The sequence below is a fragment of the Mesorhizobium sp. USDA 3734 genome, assembly GCF_056279665.1.
In genome coordinates, this window is the sequence record NZ_JBWCCW010000001.1 from 7,597,597 (window position 1) to 7,615,051 (window position 17,455).

Here is a 17,455-nt window from a genome sequence, read left to right on the forward strand (position 1 = left end):
CGGCGTATCGGGCAAACCGACCTTCCCTTGCGATTTTTCCCGCCCGAGGCCTCCATGTCCACGACGATTTCGCCGCTTGCGCCGAAGAAATACCCCAAGATGCCGGAAATCGAGGGGGTGCGCATCGCCACCGCCGAGGCGGGGATAAAGTACAAGAACCGCACCGATCTGCTGACCATGGTCTTCGATGAAGGCACCGCGGTCGCCGGCGTGTTCACGAAATCGAAGTGTCCCTCGGCGCCGGTCGATTTCTGCCGCCAGAATCTCGGCGCCGGCAAGGCGCGGGTGCTGGTCGTCAATTCCGGCAACGCCAACGCCTTCACCGGCAAGAAGGGCCGCGAGTCGACCGCACTGACCGGCGAGGCGGCGGCGAAGGCGGCCGGCTGCAAGGCAAGCGAGGTTTTCCTGGCCTCGACCGGTGTCATCGGCGAGCCGCTCGACACCAGCAAGTTCAGTCATCTGCTCGCGGGGCTGGTCAGCAATGGCAAGCCTGAGCTGTGGACCGAAGCGGCAAAGGCGATCATGACCACGGATACCTATCCGAAAGTGGCGACAGCCACCGTCAAGCTCGGCGACACCGATGTCACCATCAACGGCATCTCCAAGGGTGCCGGCATGATCGCGCCCGACATGGCGACGATGCTCTCGTTCATCGCCACCGACGCGCCGATTGCCGCCCCTGTCCTGCAGGACCTGTTGTCGCGCGGCACGGCCAAGACCTTCAACGCGGTCACCGTCGACAGCGACACATCGACCAGCGACACGTTGCTGATCTTCGCCACCGGCAAGGCTGCCAGGCGCGGCGCGCCAGCGATCTCTGATGCAAAGGATGCCCGCCTTGGTCCATTCCGACGGGCGCTCGGCAAGGTGCTGAAATCCCTGGCGCTGCAAGTGGTGCGCGATGGCGAGGGCGCCCGCAAGCAGGTCGAAGTCACCGTCACCGGCGCCAAATCGGCGCGCTCGGCCAAGCGCATCGCGCTGTCGATCGCCAATTCGCCGCTGGTCAAGACGGCGGTCGCCGGCGAGGATGCCAATTGGGGCCGCGTCGTCATGGCTGTCGGCAAGGCCGGCGAGCCCGCCGATCGCGACCGGCTGTCGATCTGGTTCGGCGACAACAGGCTGGCGCATGAGGGCGAGCGCGATCCCTCCTATTCCGAGGCAGCGACGTCGGCCTACATGAAGCGCGACGACATCCGCATCCGCGCCGATATCGGCATCGGCCGCGGCAAGGCGACGGTGTGGACCTGCGACCTCACCAAGGAATACGTCGCCATCAATGGCGATTATCGGAGCTGATGGTTTTGGGCTCCAGGCACCCGGCAAGCATGCTCGCGATCGTGCGCCGCTACGAGGCGGCCGGCTTTCGCGCCTGGCCGGCAGCCGCCGTCCACTATGACGGCACCTGGGTGGTGCGGCTGACCGCCGGCCATCCGGCCAAGCGTCTGAACTCGGTCAACCCGCTCGATCCCGGCGACACACAGCACATGGCCGACCGTATCGGCCGGGCCAGCCGGCGTTTCGATGCCTATGGCAGGCCGCTGACGTTCCGCATGTCGCCACTGTCGGGTCCGGACCTCACCAGCCATCTCGACCGCGAGGGCTGGAGCCGGTTCGACGAGTCGCTGGTCATGCGGCTGCCGCTGGCCTCCGCTCAACTCGACGCCGCCATGGACCAGATTCCGCTGAAGGACATCAGCCGCTTCATCGGCGCGTCGCTCAAGGTCAGCGGTTCGGATGTTTCGCTGCGGCCCGGCCTGTCCGAGATCATCGGTGCCATCCAGCCCGAGGCCGGACTGTTCGCGCTCGAAGATGGCGCCGAAGCGCTGGCGACGCTGATCTGCGTGCACGACGGCGATCTTGCCGGCCTCTTCGAGGTCGCCACCGACAAGTCGGCGCGCAACAAGGGCCACGGCCGCAACCTGATCCTGTCGGCGCTGAAATGGGCGCGGCTGCGTGGGGCGCGGGAAGCCTGGCTGCAGGTCGAGGCCGGCAATGTGCCGGCGCTGGCGCTCTACCATTCGCTCGGCTTCGAGGAAGTCTATCGCTACCACTACCGCCGGCCGCCTGGTCATGAATGAAGTGATGGCATGAATGATGTGATGCCATGAGTGACGGGACGACCGCCGGCAAGCGCCTGCTCCTGGTCGCCGCCTGCGCGCTGGTCGATGCCGACGGCCGGGTGCTGCTGGCGCAGCGGCCCGAGGGCAAGCAACTTGCCGGCCTGTGGGAATTTCCCGGTGGCAAGGTCGAACCCGGCGAGACGCCCGAACAATGCATCATTCGCGAACTGCACGAGGAAATCGGCATCGAAACCGACATTCCGTGCCTGGCGCCGCTCACCTTCGCCAGTCATTCCTACGACGACTTCCACCTGCTCATGCCGCTGTTCATCTGCCGCCGTTTCCGCGGCATCGCCCAGCCCAGGGAAGGGCAGGCACTGAAATGGGTGCGGCCAAAGCAGATGCGCGACTACCCGATGCCGCCGGCCGACGCGCCGCTGATCCCCTTCCTCATCGATCTTCTTTGAGGGCTCTCGCCCGGCCGCTTCCTGGCCGAGGCGTCGTATCAGCCAGCGTTAATGGAAGATTTATCTCGTCATGAAAAATTGAAGCATGGCCGTTTCAGGCCGCGCCGCGGATTCGCTGGGGAGCGACAGCATGAGCCTAGACAGGGATTGGGATTCGATCCGGCCCGAGCGCGGCTTTCGCGCCGCCGAAGCAGGCATGGGCATATTGCGCATCACGCTGCTGTTCGGTTCGGCCGCGGTGGCGTTGGCGCTGATCGCAACCCCCTTCCTCGACAGCCAGACACGCTCGCTGTCGGCCCGCGATGATTTTGCCGGCGGGCTCGACATGACGGCCACCGGCTCGGTCAGCCATCGCGAAACCTATACGCTGCGCCGCAGCGTGCTGCAGCCGCAACCCAATTCGGTCTGCATCATCAGGTCCAATGGCAGGAGCAGCGGCGACTGCTGATATGGTTAAGAGATTTCGGGAAGGCGTCGGTTTCACCGCCTGTTAAGCCTTTGCCGTTAACCTTTCTTAACAGATCGGCGGTAAGGTTCTGGCTAGAGGGGTTGAGGTCATGAAAGCAGTGCTGCTGCGTTTTCTGAACGACGAGAATGGCGCGACGGTCGTCGAATACGCCCTGATCGTCGCCGTGCTGTCGCTGACCATCATTGGCGGTGTCGGCCAGGTCTTCAATTCGCTCACCTGGCTGTTCAGCGACAACACCAGCAGGCTTGCGAACGCCTTCACACCCTGAGCTTCAGGTCTTTTTCATGCATGTCGTTCTCCCGAACCGGGGCCGCTTTTGGGCGGCATGCATTAGCTTTCCGTGCCCGCGGACAGGATCAACGCCCGCCGGGAGCCTCCAGGATTGCCTTCAACGAGACCTTGGCCGAACCCGGCTTAAGCGGTTTTTGCTGGGATGCGTCAGGCGCCCAGCCGGACATCCAGACGATCGAGAAACTTGCCCTCACGCGGCCGTCGGGGTCGGAAAACCGCTCGGCGTAGATTTCCGCCGCGCGGGCAAACAGTTTGCGTGAGCCCGGCCGCCGGCTGCGATCGGTGAGCGCATTGGTCTCGCCCATGGCCCGCAGATCCGCCATCAGGTTAAACAGGCTGGCATAGCGCACCGTCACCGTCTCGACGTCGGCGACCGGCAGAGCGAGACCGGCGCGCTGCAGAAGCGCACCGGCATCGCGCACGTCGGTGAACGGGATGACACGCGGGCTGGCGCCGCCGTAAAGCTCGGTCTCGGCCGCAAGCAGGCTTTCGCGCAGTTCGAAAAGCGTGCCGGCGCCGGCAAAGGCACCGAGGAAAAGCCCGTCCGGCCGCAGTGCGCGGCGGATCTGGATCAGCATGCCGGGAATGTCGTTCATCGCTTGCAGCGACAGAAGCGAAACCGTCAGATCGAGGCTCTCCGGCTCGAACGGCACGGTTTCGAGCGGTGCGATCAAGCCGGCGCCGCCACCGCTCAGGAAAGCCGTATCCGTTTCGACGCGGACAATATCGGCGACCTTGCCGCTTTCGGCGAGCGTTTCGGCTGCCGCCGAGGTCTGGCAAAACAGCACAGCCGCCTTGCCGAACCGCCGCTCGACGGCGCCCAGCCGGTCGGCAAGATCCTCGGCGGTGCGGCGCATGAGGAAGTCCGCGCCGTCAACCGGATGGGTAAGCGCGCGCCGCTTGTGCGCCAGCCACAGAGAGGTATCCATTATCGGCTGCAACGGGCAGATCCTTGTTTGTCCACGCCCTGATATAGTTGGTATACTTGGCACGGAGAACCAACCACGTGGCCGATCCGATGTCCAAGATCAAGCCCGGCGAGATCAAGCGCTTTGCCCGATCGGCCCTCGGCTGGCCGGCGCGCATCCTGTTTCCGCCGGTCTGCGCTGGTTGCCGCCGGCATGTCTCGCAGCCCGGCGTGCTGTGCGGCGCCTGCTGGCCGAAGCTCAGACTGCTGGAACGGCCATGGTGCCCTGTGATGGGCACGCCGTTCACCCACCATATGGGCGAGGGCTTTCTGTCGGCCGAGGCAATTGCCGATCCGCCGCCCTTCGAGCGGGCGCGGGCTGCGGTCGCCTATTCCGGCGTCGCCCGCCAGATGGTGCAAGGGCTGAAATACCAGGACCGCACGGATCTCGCGCCGTGGATGGCGCGCTGGATGGTGCGCGCGGGTGCCGATCTCATCGCCGAAGCGGATGTGGTGGTGCCGGTGCCCCTGCACTGGCGACGTTTCTTCAGGCGACGGTTCAACCAATCGGCGGAACTGGCGAGGGCAGTGTCGGTGCTCAGCGACTTGCCCTTCGCACCCTCGGCGGTGCGGCGTGTGAAACTCACCCGCCAGCAGGTTGGGCTGGAGCGGCAGGAGCGCGAGGAGAATGTGCGGGCCGCCTTTCGAGTGCCCGCCGAGGCGGAAATCGAGATTGCCGGCCGCAGGGTGCTGCTGATCGACGATGTCTACACCACCGGCGCCACTGTGCGTTCCGCCACCAAGGCACTGAAAAGGGGTGGTGCGGCCGCCGTCGATGTGCTGACCTTTGCCCGTGTGTTGCCGGGGGACTTTCGGGCGGACGAGTCCGCGACTATATAAGTCGGCAACGAACAGCGGAAATTCGTCATGGCCGATGTCACTATCTACACCCGCATGATGTGCGGCTATTGCACGGCAGCCAAGCGGCTGCTCGAGCGCAAGGGCGTCGCCTTTACCGAGCACGATGCCTCTTTCTCGCCGGAACTGCGCCAGGAGATGATTTCCCGCGCCCACGGCCGCTCGACTTTCCCGCAGATTTTCATCGGCGATACGCATGTCGGCGGCTGCGACGACCTCCACGAGCTGGAGGCCGAAGGCCGGCTGGACAAACTGCTCGCCAACGGCGCGACGATTTGAGGATATGACGATGGGCATTTTCAAGGCGGCTGCGATCCAGATGCGTTCAGGCGAGAGCCCCGAGCGCAACGCGGTCGATCTCGAACGGCTGGTGCGTGAGGCTGCAAGCCAGGGCGCGACTTATATCCAGACGCCGGAAATGACCGGCGCACTGATCCGCGACAAGCAAGCGCGCGCCGCCTCCTTCACTTCCGAGGACAAGGACATCATCGTTTCGACCGCACGCAAGCTGGCCAAGGAGCTCGGCGTCTTCCTGCATATCGGCTCGACCGCGATCCTGCGCGCCGACGGCAAGCTCGCCAACCGGGCGCTGCTGTTCGGCCCGGACGGCGCCACGCTCGCCACCTACGACAAGATCCACATGTTCGACGTCGATCTCGACAATGGCGAGAGCTGGCGTGAATCCGCCGCCTATGAACCGGGCACCGAGGCCGTCGTCACCGAAATCGAAGGTGCAAGGCTCGGCTTCGCCGTTTGCTACGATCTGCGCTTTCCGCAACTCTTCCGCGCCGAGGCACTGGCAGGCGCAGATCTGCTCTCGGTGCCGGCCGCCTTCACCCGTCAGACGGGCGAGGCGCACTGGCACGTGCTGCTCAGGGCGCGCGCCATCGAGAATGGCGCCTATGTCGTCGCCGCCGCGCAAGGTGGCTTGCATGAAGATGGCCGCGAGACCTACGGTCATTCGCTGATCGTCGATCCGTGGGGCCGTATCATCGCGGAAGCCGCGCACGACGAGCCGGCGGTGATCGTCGCCGAGATCGACCCGGCGCAGTCGCTTGCCGCGCGCAAAAAGATCCCCAATCTTAGGAATGCGCGGGATTTCGCCGTCAATGCCGGCTTGGGCGAGGCGCCGCGGCTCAGGGGGGCGGCCTCTTGATCCGTTTTGCCCTGATCTGCGAGCACGAGCACGAATTCGAGGGCTGGTTCCGCAGCAACGACGATTTCGACACCCAGAAGAAGCGCGGCTTTGTCGACTGCCCGACCTGCGGCTCGCACAAGGTGCAGAAAGCGCTGATGGCGCCGGCCGTCTCCACGGCGCGCAAGCAGGAAACGATAGCGCTCGCCATGGGCGAGGCGCAGAAGCAGGCTTTGGCGCAGCTGAAGGCGATGGCCGAGAAGGTGCGCGAGAATGCCGACTATGTCGGCGACAAGTTCGCCGAGGAAGCGCGAAAAATCCATTTCGGTGAAAGCGACGCGCGCGGCATCTATGGCGAGGCGACGCTGGAAGAAGCCAAGAGCCTGGCCGAGGACGGCGTCGAGTTCATGCCGATCCCGGTGTTTCCGGACGACCGCAACTGACCGGCTAGCTCAAGCTCCCGATCAATTTCTCAAGCAGCCGAGAGAGCGTTTCCCTTTCCGCCGGGGTCAGGCCCGAGAGAACCTCATGTTCGTTGGCAACATGGGCGGCTACGGCCTCGTCGATCAATGCGAGACCCTTTTCAGTCAGCCGCACCACAATGCCGCGCCGATCGTTTGGGTGCGGCCCGCGCAGGATCAATCCGGACGTTTCGAGCCGGTCGAGCCGATTGGTCATGGCGCCTGACGTCACCATTGTCGCTTCGTAGAGAGCGGTCGGCGTCAGCGCGTAGGGTGAGCCAGCGCGACGCAGCGTGGCCAACACATCGAATTCTCCCGACTGCAATCCATAACGGGCAAACACCGGCGCCAGGCGCTCGCGGGCGATCAGCGAGGAGGCCTCGTTCAGCCGCCCGAGCACGGCCATCGGCGAGACATCCAGATCGGGCCGCTCCCGCTTCCATTGCTCGATCGCTCTTGCTGCCCTGTCCAACTGTCTCACCATCATATATCTTGACGTTAAGAATCTTTCCATTATCTTACCGCAAGATGCAATGCCGGCCAAGGGCTGCGCGCGACAGGGTTCGATCATGAAATTTCTCTGGGATTCGGCGCTCGGTCTGCTGGTCGTCACCGGCGGCCTGCTCGGCCTGACGCTGCCGTTCGGCAAGCTCGCCACGGCTGCCGGCGTGCCGGCCATGGTCTGGGCCTTCGTCATCTCGCTCGGCGCCGGCGGCGTCTTGCTATGCGTGCTCTTGGCTCGCGGTCAGCGGGTCCGGCTCACCGCGCACAAATTGCGCTACTTTTTCGTCACCGCGGCGGTGTCCTATGCCGTGCCCAATCTCCTGATGTTCTCAGCCATCCCGCATCTTGGCGCCGGCTACACCGGCATCATGTTCACGCTGTCGCCTGTCATCACGTTGGTGTTTTCCATCCTGCTGCGTGTCCGGCGCCCCAACATGCTGGGCATTGTCGGCATCGCAGTCGGCTTTGTCGGCGCCGTCATGGTGGCGGTGACGCGCGGCGAGGCCGGCCAGCCGGCCGATCTGTTCTGGGTGGTGATGGGGCTGCTCATCCCGGTCAGCCTTGCCGCCGGCAACATCTACCGCACGGTCGACTGGCCGCAAGGCACCGGCCCGATCGAGCTTGCCGTCGGCAGCCATTTGGCGTCGGCGGCGATGCTGTTTGTCGGCATTCTCGCCCTGTTCGGCGTCAAGGCCTTCGCTCCCCTCGGCGGCGTGCCGCTGGTCGTCGTCGCGCAAATTGCGTCGGCATCGGCGATGTTCGCCTTCTTCTTCAGGCTGCAGGCAGTTGGCGGTCCGGTCTATCTCAGCCAGATCGGCTATGTGGCGGCGGCCGTCGGCCTGTTTGCCGGCACCATCTTCCTCGGCGAGCACTATCAGCTGCTGACCTGGGCGGGTGCACTCATCATCACCGCCGGTGTGTTCATCACCACCATGGCGCAAAGTCAGAAGGCGTAGAGGGCCTCTTAGAGGCCATCCGAATTACCTTGGCGTTTGAAGCGGACCTCACCTGAATTTGTATCCGGATTTGCTTTATCTTCCTGTTTGAGCGTGATCCTCTCCGAGAGCCGTTTCCGCTTTTCGGAATCGTGCTCTGGAGTTAGCCATGACCGAATCGAAGGCATCCGAGGGAAGTCCTGTCGGCGTTGCCGATTTTCGCGCCGCGATGCGGCTGATCGTCGGCAATGTCAGCGTCATCACCGCTGGCACCGGCGAGGACCGCTCCGGCCTGGTGGTCATTTCGGTCGTCTCGCTGTCGGCCGAACCGCCCAAGGTGATCGCCTGCGTCAACCGGTCGTCGTCGACCTGGCCGGTGATCGAACGCTACCGGCATTTCGGCGTCAACTCGCTTGGCCCCCAGCATCAGCACGTGGCCGAGCGGTTCTCCGGCTTTGGCGGCATCAAGGGCAAGGACCGCTATGAGGGCGCCAAATGGATGACGCTCAAGACCGGAGCTTTATTGCTTTCGGATGCGGTGGCCGCCTTCGACTGCAGCCTCGACGAGATGATCGATCGCGGCACGCATTCGATCGTCATTGGCTCGGTCGAGGCCGTGCGCACCCACGATGCCGGTCAGGCGCTGATCTACTGGCGCGGCGGCTACAGGGCGCTCGATTCTGAATAGGATCAGACCGAGCCTTTTTCCGCCAGGACCATGTAGTTGACGTCCATGTCCTTCGATCGCGACCAGCGGTCCGCAAGCGGGTTGTAGGTGACGCCGGTGCGGTCGATGATGGTCAGGCCGGCGCCGCCAAGCGCCTTTTCGAGTTCTTCCGGGCGCACCAGCTTGCCGAACTGGTGGGTGCCGCGCGGCAGCCAGCGCAGCACATATTCGGCGCCGATGATGGCCAGTCCGAGCGCCTTCAGCGTGCGGTTTATGGTGGCCACGAACATGATGCCGCCAGGCCGGACCATCTCGCCGCATTTGGCGACGAACAGGTCGATGTCGGCGACATGCTCGACCACTTCCATGTTGAGGATGACGTCGAATTTTTCGCCGGCGTCGGCAAGGTCCTCGGCTGTCGTGGCGCGATAGTCGACGCTGACATTGCCCTCGGCGGCGTGCAGCTTCGCGACTTCGATGTTTGTTTCGGAGGCATCCGCTCCCACAACCTCGGCGCCAAGCCGCGCCATCGGCTCGCACAAAAGGCCGCCGCCGCAGCCAATGTCGAGGATGCGCAGCCCCTCGAAAGGCCGTGCCGCGCGCGGATCGCGGCCGAAGCGCGTCGCTATCTGGTCGCGGATATAGGACAGCCGGACCGGATTGAATTTGTGCAGGGGACGGAACTTGCCGTTCGGGTTCCACCATTCGGCGGCAAGGGCGGAAAAGCGTTCCACTTCTCCGGCATCGATCGTCGATCGTCGGGGCTCTGGCATAGATAGGTCTCCTCGAACGCAAGGAAGTCGGGCGTGAGACCGCGAATGTCAAGGCAACAATTTTCGATGCTGCCAAAAGGGCTGACAGAGTGGCTGGGCTGGCAGCGTGGCCGGCCTACTTCGTACCCAGCACGTCGCGCAGTTTCGCCGCCAGTTGCTCGATGGTGAACGGCTTGGCCAGGAAGTTCACGTCATGGTCGAGCACGCCGTTGTGGACCACGGCGTTCCTAGTGAAGCCGGTGGTGAAGATCACCTTCAAATGCGGCATGCGCGCGACCGCTTCTTCCGCCAGTTTGCGGCCGTTCATCACCGGCATGACGATGTCGGTGAACAGGAGCGCGATGGCCGGGGTTTCCGCCAGCTTCTGCAAAGCTTCCTGGCCGCTTGCGGCATCGATGACGGCGTAGCCGAGTTCGCGCAAGGCATCGGTGGTGGAGGCACGCACACGGGCATCGTCCTCGACGACAAGGATCGTTTCGGAAACCGGTGCGGCGGGATTCTGGCCTCCCCCTGTGGGCATGGCAGGCTCCTCCGGGCCGAAGAATCGCGGCAAGTAGATCTTGATCGTCGTGCCCTCGCCGGGTTCGGAATAGATTTTGACGTGACCACCCGACTGTTTGACGAACCCGAACACCTGGCTCAGCCCCAGGCCGGTGCCCTTGTTGACCGGCTTGGTGGTGAAAAAGGGCTCGAAGGCCTTGGCGATAATTTCGGGGGACATGCCCGAACCGGTGTCGCTGACGGCGATCATCACATACTGGCCGGCCGCGACCTCGGCATGGGTGGCGGCGTAACTGTCATCGAGATGGCTGTTGGCGGTTTCGATGGTCAGCTTGCCGTCATCGCCCATGGCGTCACGCGCGTTGACGGCCAGGTTGAGAATGGCGTTCTCGATCTGGCTCGGATCGACATGGGTCTTCCACAAGCCTCCCGCCAGCACGGTTTCGATGCGGATGGTTTCGCCGAGTGCCCGCCGGATCAGGTCCGACATTCCGGTCAGCAGACGGTTGGCGTCGACGATCTGCGGCGCCAGTGGCTGCTGACGCGAGAAGGCGAGCAGCCGGGCGGTCAGATTGGCGGCACGGGTCGCCGCGTCGATCGCCGCTTCGATGAATTTTGCGATGTCGTGCTCGCCGCGCGCCAGCTTGCGCTCGGCGAGGTTCATGGCACTGATGATCACCGCCAGCATGTTGTTGAAGTCATGGGCGATGCCGCCGGTGAGTTGACCCACCGCCTCCATTTTCTGCATCTGGCGGATCTGGGATTCGGCCTTTTCCCGCGTCTGGATCTCATTGCCAAGCGCGATGTTCTTGCGCACCAACTCATCCTGGGCAACGGCCACCTCGTGGAAGCGGCGGCGCGATTCCCTGATCGTGTAGGCGCCAAGCAGGAAGATCGCCAGCAGCGCCGCCAGCGAACCGATCCGCAGCCAGGTTTCGACCTGGTCGGTATGCTCGTCGCGCGCGGCGACGGCGGCGGCGCCGATGCGTCGGATCGTATCCATGCTGGTCCGGATCTCCTCCATGACGGCCTTGCCCTGGCCGCTGCGGACCAGATCCAGCGCCTTCGTCGCATTGCCCTGGTCGTACAGGGCAATCGTCTCGGCCAGTTCAGCCTGCTTTTGCGAAAGCGCGTCCTTGATATGGTTGATCTGCTGGACGACCTGGTCGTCCGGGGCAGTCATGCTGTCGATGCGCGCAATTTGCCCCGGAATGGCGCCGACAGCCCGCCGATAGGGTTCGAGATAGGATTTCTCGCCGGTCAGCAGATAGCCGCGCTGACCGCTCTCCGCGTCTTGCGCCAGCGAAAGCAGGCCGGAAAGCAATTCCTGATATTCGATTGCCTCGCGCGCGGCGGCGCGATTGGCTCTCTGGCCCTCGACCAGTATGGCACGGCTGCCGACGATCAGCGCCAACACCGCGAAGCCGATGACAAGCGGGAGCGATTGCCATCGCATGGCGCGTCGAAGACGAGCAATCATCTGTAATACCGGACCAAAAGTAATTCCCCGCGGGCAGCATTTCGTAGGCGGCGGCGGAGCGGAACGCAATATGCCGTCTTCTTGAAGCCGGCAATCCGCCGCCAGCCTTGCGAAACCTTCATCATTTGGCTAAGGAGGCCGCGCATTCAACGGCCGGCGTCAGCCGGCCTTCCGCTTTTCGGGATTCCCGCTGTTTTGGCTGGAGTCCGGCTTCAGTCAAAGGCATTTCGCTCCCATGGCGCGCATCGTGATGAAATTCGGCGGGACCTCCGTCGCCGACATCGCCCGCATCCGCAATGTGGCGCGTCACGTCAAACGCGAGGTCGATGCTGGCCATGAGGTGGCGGTGGTCGTTTCGGCGATGGCCGGCAAGACCAATGAACTGGTCGGCTGGACGCGCGAGGCCTCGCCGATGCACGACGCACGCGAATATGACGCGGTCGTCGCTTCCGGCGAACAGGTCACGGCCGGCCTTCTGGCGATCACCTTGCAGAACATGGGCGTGCATGCCCGTTCGTGGCAGGGCTGGCAGATCCCGATCAAGACCGACAACGCGCATGGCGCGGCGCGCATCCTCGACATCGACGGTGGCTTCCTGATCAAGCGCTTCGGCGAGGGCCAGGTGGCGGTGATCGCCGGTTTCCAGGGCATCGGTCCGGACAATCGCATCGCCACGCTTGGCCGAGGCGGCTCCGACACCAGTGCGGTTGCCATCGCCGCGGCGGTCAAGGCCGACCGCTGCGACATCTACACCGACGTCGATGGGGTCTACACCACCGATCCGCGCATGGAACCCAAGGCGCGGCGGCTGGGCAAGATCTCGTTCGAGGAAATGCTTGAAATGGCCTCGCTCGGCGCCAAGGTTCTGCAGGTGCGTTCGGTCGAGCTTGCCATGGTGCACAGGGTGCGTACCTTCGTGCGGTCGTCCTTCGACGATCCCGATGCGCCCGGAATGGGGGATTTGCTCAATCCGCCCGGAACGCTCATTTGCGACGAGGAAGAGATCGTGGAACAGCAGGTCGTCACCGGAATTGCCTATGCCAAGGACGAAGCGCAGATTTCGCTGCGCCGCGTCGGCGACAGGCCGGGCGTCGCCGCCGGCATCTTCGGGCCGCTGGCCGAGGCCAACATCAATGTCGACATGATCGTCCAGAACATTTCCGAGGACGGCAAGTTCACCGACATGACCTTCACCGTGCCGTCGGGCGATGTCGACAAGGCGCTGGCCGTGCTCGAGCGCCTCAAGGCGTCGATCGGCTACGATGTCGTGCAGTCGGAAGCCGGCATGTCGAAGGTTTCGGTCATCGGCATCGGCATGAGGAGCCATGCCGGCGTCGCCGCCACCGCTTTCAAGGCGCTGGCCGACAAGTCGATCAACATCCGCGCCATCACGACCTCCGAGATCAAGATTTCGATCCTGATCGACGGTCCGTACACCGAACTTGCGGTTCGTACTTTGCATTCCGTCTACGGTCTGGATAAGCAGTAGCGAGAACGATTTGAGTTGTTGCGTGTGCGCCGGTCGCAGTGGAAACTGCGGCGGGAAGAATGCCCATTGGAGAAGAAGCCGCGATGCGTGATCAGGCCAGTGGCCCGCGCGTTTTGCTGAAACGGCTCCGCGAGCTCATGCAGGAGCCGCTGGAGCCGCAGGAGCGGCTTGACCGGATCGTGCGCGACATCGCCTCCAACATGGTCGCCGAAGTGTGCTCGCTCTATGTGCTGCGCGCCGATTCGGTTCTCGAACTCTATGCCACCGAAGGTTTGAACCCGAACGCCGTCCACCTGGCGCAGTTGCGGCTCGGGCAAGGCCTGGTCGGCACGATCGCGGCCAGTGCGCGGCCGCTCAACCTCTCGAATGCGCAGGAACACCCGGCCTTTGCTTACCTGCCGGAGACCGGGGAAGAGATCTACAACTCCTTCCTTGGCGTGCCGGTGCTGCGGGCAGGGCGCACGCTGGGCGTTCTGGTGGTGCAGAACAAGACCATGCGCCACTACCGCGACGACGAGGTCGAGGCGCTGGAAACCACCGCGATGGTGATCGCCGAGATGATCGCCACCGGCGATCTGGCGCGGCTGACCAGGCCTGGCCTCGAGCTCGATCTGCGCCGTCCGGTCAGCTTCACCGGCCTTTCCTTCAATGACGGCGTCGGGCTTGGCCATGTCGTGCTGCACGAGCCGCGCATCGTCGTCACCAATCTGTTCAACGAAGACAGCGAGGAAGAGGTCCGCCGGCTCGAAACCTCGCTCGGCTCGCTCAGGCTCTCGATCGACGACATGCTCGAACGCCGCGACGTCGCCTTCGAGGGCGAGCATCGCCAGGTGCTGGAAGCCTATCGCATGTTCGCCAACGATCGCGGCTGGGTGCGCCGGCTGGAAGAGGCGATCCGCAACGGCCTGACGGCGGAAGCAGCCGTCGAAAAGGTACAGAGCGACATGCGCGCCCGCATGCTGCACATGACCGATCCCTATCTGCGCGAACGGATGAGCGATTTCGACGACCTCGCCAACCGGCTGCTGCGCCAGCTGATGGGGCGCGGGCCGGAGGATGTCGCGGCATCGCTGCCGAAGGACGCCATCATCGTCGCCCGTTCGATGGGGGCCGCCGAACTGCTCGACTATCCCAGGGACAAGATGCGCGGGCTGGTGCTCGAGGATGGTGCCGCCACCAGCCACGTCGTTATCGTCGCGCGCGCCATGGGCATCCCAGTCGCCGGCCAGATGAAGGGCGCCGTTTCCATGGCGGAAAACGGCGACGCCATCATCGTCGACGGCGAAGAGGGCGTGATCCATTTGCGGCCGCAGCCCGATCTCGAGGCCGCCTATGCTGAAAAAGTGCGTTTCCGGGCGCGCCGGCAAGAGGTCTATCGCGAGCTGCGCAAGAAGCCGTCGACGACCAGGGACGGTGTCCAGGTCGACCTGTTGATGAACGCCGGGCTTGCCGTCGACCTGCCGCAGCTTGCCGAAGCGGGTGCGGCCGGCATCGGCCTGTTCCGCACCGAACTGCAGTTCATGGTCGCCTCGACGTTTCCCCGGGCCGAGGCCCAGGAAAAGCTCTACCGCGACGTGCTCGAGGCGGCGCGCGGCAAGCCGGTCACCTTCCGCACCATCGATATTGGCGGCGACAAGGTGCTGCCCTACTTCAAAGGCGCGATCCAGGAAGAGAACCCGGCGCTCGGCTGGCGGGCGATCCGCTTGACGCTTGACCGGCCGGGGCTGCTGCGCACCCAGATCCGCGCCCTGCTCAAGGCCAGTGGCGGGCGCGAGCTCAAGCTGATGCTGCCGATGGTGACCGAACTTGGCGAGATCGCCCAGGCGCGCGAGATCATCGACCGCGAAGTGCGGCATCTCTCGCGTTTTGCCCATCATTTGCCGACCAGCCTGAAGCTGGGAGCGATGCTTGAAGTGCCGTCGCTCCTGTTCCAGCTCGATGAACTGATGAAGGCGGTCGACTTCGTCTCGGTCGGTTCGAACGATCTGTTCCAGTTCGTCATGGCCGTCGACCGCGGCAACACGCAACTGGCCAACCGCTTCGACACTCTGTCGGCACCGTTCCTGCGCGTCCTGAAGCAGATCGCCGATGCCGGCGTCCGCAACCACACGCCGGTCACCCTGTGCGGTGAACTCGCCGGCAAGCCGATTTCGGCGATGGCGCTGATCGGCCTCGGCTTCCGCTCGATCTCGATGTCGCCGGCCTCGATCGGCCCGGTCAAGGCGATGCTGACGGAACTGCCGCTGGATGAGTTGGAGGCGTTCTTCGACGACAATCTGATGGCGCCGGCGCAGGGCTTGCCGATGCGGGCGCTGCTGCAGGCCTTTGCCGACGACCGTTCGATTCCATTGTAGCACCCTCATCATGGTCAACCTGCCCCGCGATCGTATGGATCAAGTCGTCAAGCGTTTCGAGATGCTTGAAGCACAGATGTCGGCTGGCCCGGCGCCGGATGCCTATGTGCGCATGGCCTCCGAATATGCCGAAATCCAGGACATGGTGGCCAAGGTCAGGGCACTGCGCCTGGCCGAGCATGAGCAGGCCGACCTCGAAGCCATGCTTGCCGACAAGGGCACCGATGCCGAGATGCGCGCGCTCGCCGAAGCCGAGTTGCCGGAGGTCGAGGACCGCATCGAGGCGTTGCAGAAGGATATCCAGATCCTGCTGTTGCCCAAGGATGCCGCCGACGACAAGAACGCCATCCTCGAAATCCGCGCCGGCACCGGCGGCGATGAGGCGGCGCTTTTTGCCGGCGACCTGTTTCGCATGTATGAGCGCTACGCTGCCGAACGCGGCTGGCGTTTCGAGACCGCCTCAGCCAGCGATGGCGATGCCGGCGGTTTCAAGGAAATCATCGCCACCGTCTCGGGCAAGGGCGTCTTTGCGCATCTGAAATTCGAATCCGGCGTGCACCGCGTGCAGCGGGTGCCGGCGACCGAGGCGAGCGGGCGCATCCACACGTCGGCGGCAACCGTCGCCGTGCTGCCCGAAGCCGAAGAGGTCGACATCGACATCAGGGCCGAAGACATCCGCATCGACACGATGCGCGCTTCGGGTTCGGGTGGTCAACACGTCAACACCACCGATTCGGCTGTCCGCATCACCCATTTGCCGACCGGCATCATGGTGGTGCAGGCGGAAAAGTCGCAGCACCAGAACCGGGCCAAGGCGATGCAGATCCTGCGTGCCCGGCTCTATGACCTGGAGCGCGGCAAGGCGGACGAAGAGCGCTCCGAATCGCGCAAGTCACAGGTCGGTTCCGGTGACCGCTCGGAACGCATCCGCACCTATAATTTCCCGCAAGGGCGCGTCACCGACCACCGCATCAACCTGACGCTCTACAAGCTCGACCGGGTGATGATGGGAGAACTCGACGAGATCATCAACGCGCTGATTGCCGATCACCAGTCCAAGCTGCTTGCCGACATCGGCATCGATGGCTGATCAACTGCCCGAGACGCTGGGGCAGTTGCTGCGGGAAGCGCAGGCTCGGCTTGCCGCCGCCGCTATCGATGATCCGGCGCTCGATGCGAGGCTGATCGTCGAGCATTTCTCCGGCACGACACGCACGCAAGCCATTGCGGGCTCCGAACGCAAGGTCGATGCTGGCGTTGTTGCCGAAATCGATGCCGCCTTAAGACGCCGCGCCGGCGGCGAGCCGGTGCACCGCATCCTCGGCTATCGCGAATTCTACGGCTTGCGCCTGTCGCTGTCGCCGGAAACGCTGGAGCCGCGGCCGGATACCGAAACGCTGGTCGATGCGATGTTGCCCTTCGTCAGGGCCGTGGCAGTCCGGGAAGGCGAATGCCGCATCCTCGATCTTGGCACCGGCACCGGTGCCATTGCACTGGCGCTGCTCAGCGCTGTGCCGACAGCTAACGCCACCGGCGTCGATCGGTCCGCGGGCGCGCTGGCGACGGCGGCCCGCAATGCCGGGCAACTGGGCCTTGCAGGCCGATTCACGGCGCTTCAGTCGGACTGGTTCGAAAAAGTTTCCGGTCGGTACCATGTAATTGCCGCAAACCCTCCCTATATACCTTCCGAAGACATTGGAAATCTGCAGGACGAAGTCCGCAATTTCGACCCGCGCCTGGCCTTGGATGGCGGCGCGGACGGTCTGAACCCCTACAGGATCATTGCCGCGGAGGCGGCAAGGTTTTTGGAAACTGAAGGCAAGATCGCGGTCGAGATCGGCCACACGCAGCACAATGAGGTCTGCGAGATATTCGCTGTAGCCGGCTACGTCCCGGGCGGTGTTTTTCGTGACCTCGGTGGAAACGACAGGGTTATTGTCTTTGAAAGGATAAAGCCTTGACGCAATGCAAAAAAGCGCTTGGCAATACCGGGGAATACGGCTAGGGTCGCCTTAACCGGATGAGACGAAGCAGGCAGTGCTCT

19 protein-coding genes are annotated in these 17,455 nt (G+C 64.1%); 15 read left to right on the forward strand and 4 right to left on the reverse strand.

From position 1 onward, the window contains the following. The first annotated feature begins 54 nt into the window (after window positions 1–54). The 5 genes from argJ to ACZ89F_RS36545 all read left to right on the forward strand — a co-directional run bounded on the left by argJ (window position 55) and on the right by ACZ89F_RS36545 (window position 3,264). The gene (argJ, locus tag ACZ89F_RS36525) at window positions 55–1,296 is read left to right on the forward strand and encodes a bifunctional glutamate N-acetyltransferase/amino-acid acetyltransferase ArgJ (protein ID WP_476097142.1); all 1,242 of its coding nucleotides are present in this window, start codon (window positions 55–57) and stop codon (window positions 1,294–1,296) included. A 29-nt stretch (window positions 1,297–1,325) separates the two neighbouring features. Beyond that, window positions 1,326–2,078: a GNAT family N-acetyltransferase gene (locus ACZ89F_RS36530; RefSeq protein ID WP_476097144.1), complete on the forward strand. Its 753-nt coding sequence runs from the start codon at window positions 1,326–1,328 to the stop codon at window positions 2,076–2,078. Window positions 2,079–2,104: 26 nt separating this feature from the next. Continuing rightward, entirely contained in the window at window positions 2,105–2,527 is a 423-nt protein-coding gene (locus tag ACZ89F_RS36535) for a (deoxy)nucleoside triphosphate pyrophosphohydrolase (protein ID WP_126070648.1), read from the forward strand. 130 nt (window positions 2,528–2,657) lie between these two features. Next, complete coding sequence (locus ACZ89F_RS36540; RefSeq protein WP_476097146.1) at window positions 2,658–2,975, forward strand: hypothetical protein; 318 nt, start codon at window positions 2,658–2,660, stop codon at window positions 2,973–2,975. Between the two features lie 109 nt (window positions 2,976–3,084). After that, a complete protein-coding gene (locus tag ACZ89F_RS36545; protein ID WP_476097148.1) occupies window positions 3,085–3,264 on the forward strand; it encodes a Flp family type IVb pilin in 180 nt (59 codons plus the stop codon). A gap of 88 nt (window positions 3,265–3,352) precedes the next feature. On the opposite strand, the gene ACZ89F_RS36550 is transcribed toward ACZ89F_RS36545, so the two are convergent. After that, window positions 3,353–4,228 (reverse strand): methyltransferase domain-containing protein, encoded by an 876-nt coding sequence (locus tag ACZ89F_RS36550; RefSeq protein WP_476097150.1) that lies wholly within the window; start codon window positions 4,226–4,228, stop codon window positions 3,353–3,355. Between the two features lie 65 nt (window positions 4,229–4,293). Here ACZ89F_RS36550 and ACZ89F_RS36555 point away from each other — a divergent pair, with 65 nt between their 5' ends. The 4 genes from ACZ89F_RS36555 to ACZ89F_RS36570 are packed head-to-tail and all read left to right on the forward strand — an operon-like array spanning window position 4,294 to window position 6,690. Further along, window positions 4,294–5,094 carry a ComF family protein gene (locus tag ACZ89F_RS36555; RefSeq protein ID WP_476097152.1) on the forward strand — a complete coding sequence of 267 codons (801 nt, stop codon included), beginning with the start codon at window positions 4,294–4,296 and terminating at the stop codon, window positions 5,092–5,094. Window positions 5,095–5,121: 27 nt separating this feature from the next. Next, window positions 5,122–5,391 (forward strand): glutaredoxin 3, encoded by a 270-nt coding sequence (gene grxC, locus ACZ89F_RS36560; protein WP_056583465.1) that lies wholly within the window; start codon window positions 5,122–5,124, stop codon window positions 5,389–5,391. Between the two features lie 10 nt (window positions 5,392–5,401). Further along, window positions 5,402–6,268 carry a carbon-nitrogen hydrolase family protein gene (locus ACZ89F_RS36565; protein ID WP_476097154.1) on the forward strand — a complete coding sequence of 289 codons (867 nt, stop codon included), beginning with the start codon at window positions 5,402–5,404 and terminating at the stop codon, window positions 6,266–6,268. Further along, a complete protein-coding gene (locus ACZ89F_RS36570; protein WP_091585387.1) occupies window positions 6,265–6,690 on the forward strand; it encodes a DUF1178 family protein in 426 nt (141 codons plus the stop codon). Before ACZ89F_RS36565 ends, ACZ89F_RS36570 begins: the two co-directional genes overlap by 4 nt. 4 nt (window positions 6,691–6,694) lie before the next feature. Here ACZ89F_RS36570 and ACZ89F_RS36575 read toward each other — a convergent pair whose 3' ends face one another. After that, window positions 6,695–7,180, reverse strand: coding sequence for a MarR family winged helix-turn-helix transcriptional regulator (locus tag ACZ89F_RS36575; RefSeq protein ID WP_476097469.1), 486 nt, complete (start codon window positions 7,178–7,180; stop codon window positions 6,695–6,697). A 97-nt stretch (window positions 7,181–7,277) separates the two neighbouring features. Between ACZ89F_RS36575 and ACZ89F_RS36580 the strand changes: the two genes are divergently transcribed. Both ACZ89F_RS36580 and ACZ89F_RS36585 read left to right on the forward strand, forming a co-directional pair. Beyond that, window positions 7,278–8,168: a DMT family transporter gene (locus tag ACZ89F_RS36580; protein WP_476097156.1), complete on the forward strand. Its 891-nt coding sequence runs from the start codon at window positions 7,278–7,280 to the stop codon at window positions 8,166–8,168. A gap of 148 nt (window positions 8,169–8,316) precedes the next feature. Beyond that, window positions 8,317–8,835, forward strand: coding sequence for a flavin reductase family protein (locus tag ACZ89F_RS36585; RefSeq protein WP_476097157.1), 519 nt, complete (start codon window positions 8,317–8,319; stop codon window positions 8,833–8,835). A gap of 2 nt (window positions 8,836–8,837) precedes the next feature. Here ACZ89F_RS36585 and ubiG read toward each other — a convergent pair whose 3' ends face one another. After that, window positions 8,838–9,587 carry a bifunctional 2-polyprenyl-6-hydroxyphenol methylase/3-demethylubiquinol 3-O-methyltransferase UbiG gene (gene ubiG / locus ACZ89F_RS36590; RefSeq protein ID WP_476097159.1) on the reverse strand — a complete coding sequence of 250 codons (750 nt, stop codon included), beginning with the start codon at window positions 9,585–9,587 and terminating at the stop codon, window positions 8,838–8,840. 115 nt (window positions 9,588–9,702) lie between these two features. Then, window positions 9,703–11,544 (reverse strand): CHASE3 domain-containing protein, encoded by a 1,842-nt coding sequence (locus tag ACZ89F_RS36595; RefSeq protein ID WP_476097161.1) that lies wholly within the window; start codon window positions 11,542–11,544, stop codon window positions 9,703–9,705. 259 nt (window positions 11,545–11,803) lie between these two features. Here ACZ89F_RS36595 and ACZ89F_RS36600 point away from each other — a divergent pair, with 259 nt between their 5' ends. From ACZ89F_RS36600 to prmC, 4 genes are all read left to right on the forward strand, one after another. After that, window positions 11,804–13,057, forward strand: coding sequence for an aspartate kinase (locus tag ACZ89F_RS36600; protein WP_476097163.1), 1,254 nt, complete (start codon window positions 11,804–11,806; stop codon window positions 13,055–13,057). A gap of 83 nt (window positions 13,058–13,140) precedes the next feature. Beyond that, window positions 13,141–15,411 carry a phosphoenolpyruvate--protein phosphotransferase gene (gene ptsP / locus ACZ89F_RS36605; RefSeq protein ID WP_476097165.1) on the forward strand — a complete coding sequence of 757 codons (2,271 nt, stop codon included), beginning with the start codon at window positions 13,141–13,143 and terminating at the stop codon, window positions 15,409–15,411. 10 nt (window positions 15,412–15,421) lie between these two features. Then, entirely contained in the window at window positions 15,422–16,501 is a 1,080-nt protein-coding gene (gene prfA / locus ACZ89F_RS36610) for a peptide chain release factor 1 (protein WP_476097166.1), read from the forward strand. Continuing rightward, the gene (prmC, locus tag ACZ89F_RS36615; RefSeq protein WP_476097168.1) at window positions 16,494–17,372 is read left to right on the forward strand and encodes a peptide chain release factor N(5)-glutamine methyltransferase; all 879 of its coding nucleotides are present in this window, start codon (window positions 16,494–16,496) and stop codon (window positions 17,370–17,372) included. Before prfA ends, prmC begins: the two co-directional genes overlap by 8 nt. Window positions 17,373–17,455 lie beyond the last annotated feature (83 nt).

Excerpts from the sequence above, each read along its gene's own strand:
- argJ (WP_476097142.1), top strand. The coding sequence starts at position 55 with ATGTCCACGACGATTTCGCCGCTTGCGCCGAAGAAATACCCCAAGATG.
- ACZ89F_RS36530 (WP_476097144.1), top strand. The coding sequence starts at position 1,326 with ATGCTCGCGATCGTGCGCCGCTACGAGGCGGCCGGCTTTCGCGCCTGG.
- ACZ89F_RS36535 (WP_126070648.1), top strand. The coding sequence starts at position 2,105 with ATGAGTGACGGGACGACCGCCGGCAAGCGCCTGCTCCTGGTCGCCGCC.
- ACZ89F_RS36540 (WP_476097146.1), top strand. The coding sequence starts at position 2,658 with ATGAGCCTAGACAGGGATTGGGATTCGATCCGGCCCGAGCGCGGCTTT.
- ACZ89F_RS36545 (WP_476097148.1), top strand. The coding sequence starts at position 3,085 with ATGAAAGCAGTGCTGCTGCGTTTTCTGAACGACGAGAATGGCGCGACG.
- grxC (WP_056583465.1), top strand. The coding sequence starts at position 5,122 with ATGGCCGATGTCACTATCTACACCCGCATGATGTGCGGCTATTGCACG.
- ACZ89F_RS36565 (WP_476097154.1), top strand. The coding sequence starts at position 5,402 with ATGGGCATTTTCAAGGCGGCTGCGATCCAGATGCGTTCAGGCGAGAGC.
- ACZ89F_RS36580 (WP_476097156.1), top strand. The coding sequence starts at position 7,278 with ATGAAATTTCTCTGGGATTCGGCGCTCGGTCTGCTGGTCGTCACCGGC.
- ACZ89F_RS36585 (WP_476097157.1), top strand. The coding sequence starts at position 8,317 with ATGACCGAATCGAAGGCATCCGAGGGAAGTCCTGTCGGCGTTGCCGAT.
- ubiG (WP_476097159.1), bottom strand. The coding sequence starts at position 9,587 with ATGCCAGAGCCCCGACGATCGACGATCGATGCCGGAGAAGTGGAACGC.
- ACZ89F_RS36595 (WP_476097161.1), bottom strand. The coding sequence starts at position 11,544 with ATGCGATGGCAATCGCTCCCGCTTGTCATCGGCTTCGCGGTGTTGGCG.
- ACZ89F_RS36600 (WP_476097163.1), top strand. The coding sequence starts at position 11,804 with ATGGCGCGCATCGTGATGAAATTCGGCGGGACCTCCGTCGCCGACATC.
- ptsP (WP_476097165.1), top strand. The coding sequence starts at position 13,141 with ATGCGTGATCAGGCCAGTGGCCCGCGCGTTTTGCTGAAACGGCTCCGC.
- prfA (WP_476097166.1), top strand. The coding sequence starts at position 15,422 with ATGGTCAACCTGCCCCGCGATCGTATGGATCAAGTCGTCAAGCGTTTC.
- prmC (WP_476097168.1), top strand. The coding sequence starts at position 16,494 with ATGGCTGATCAACTGCCCGAGACGCTGGGGCAGTTGCTGCGGGAAGCG.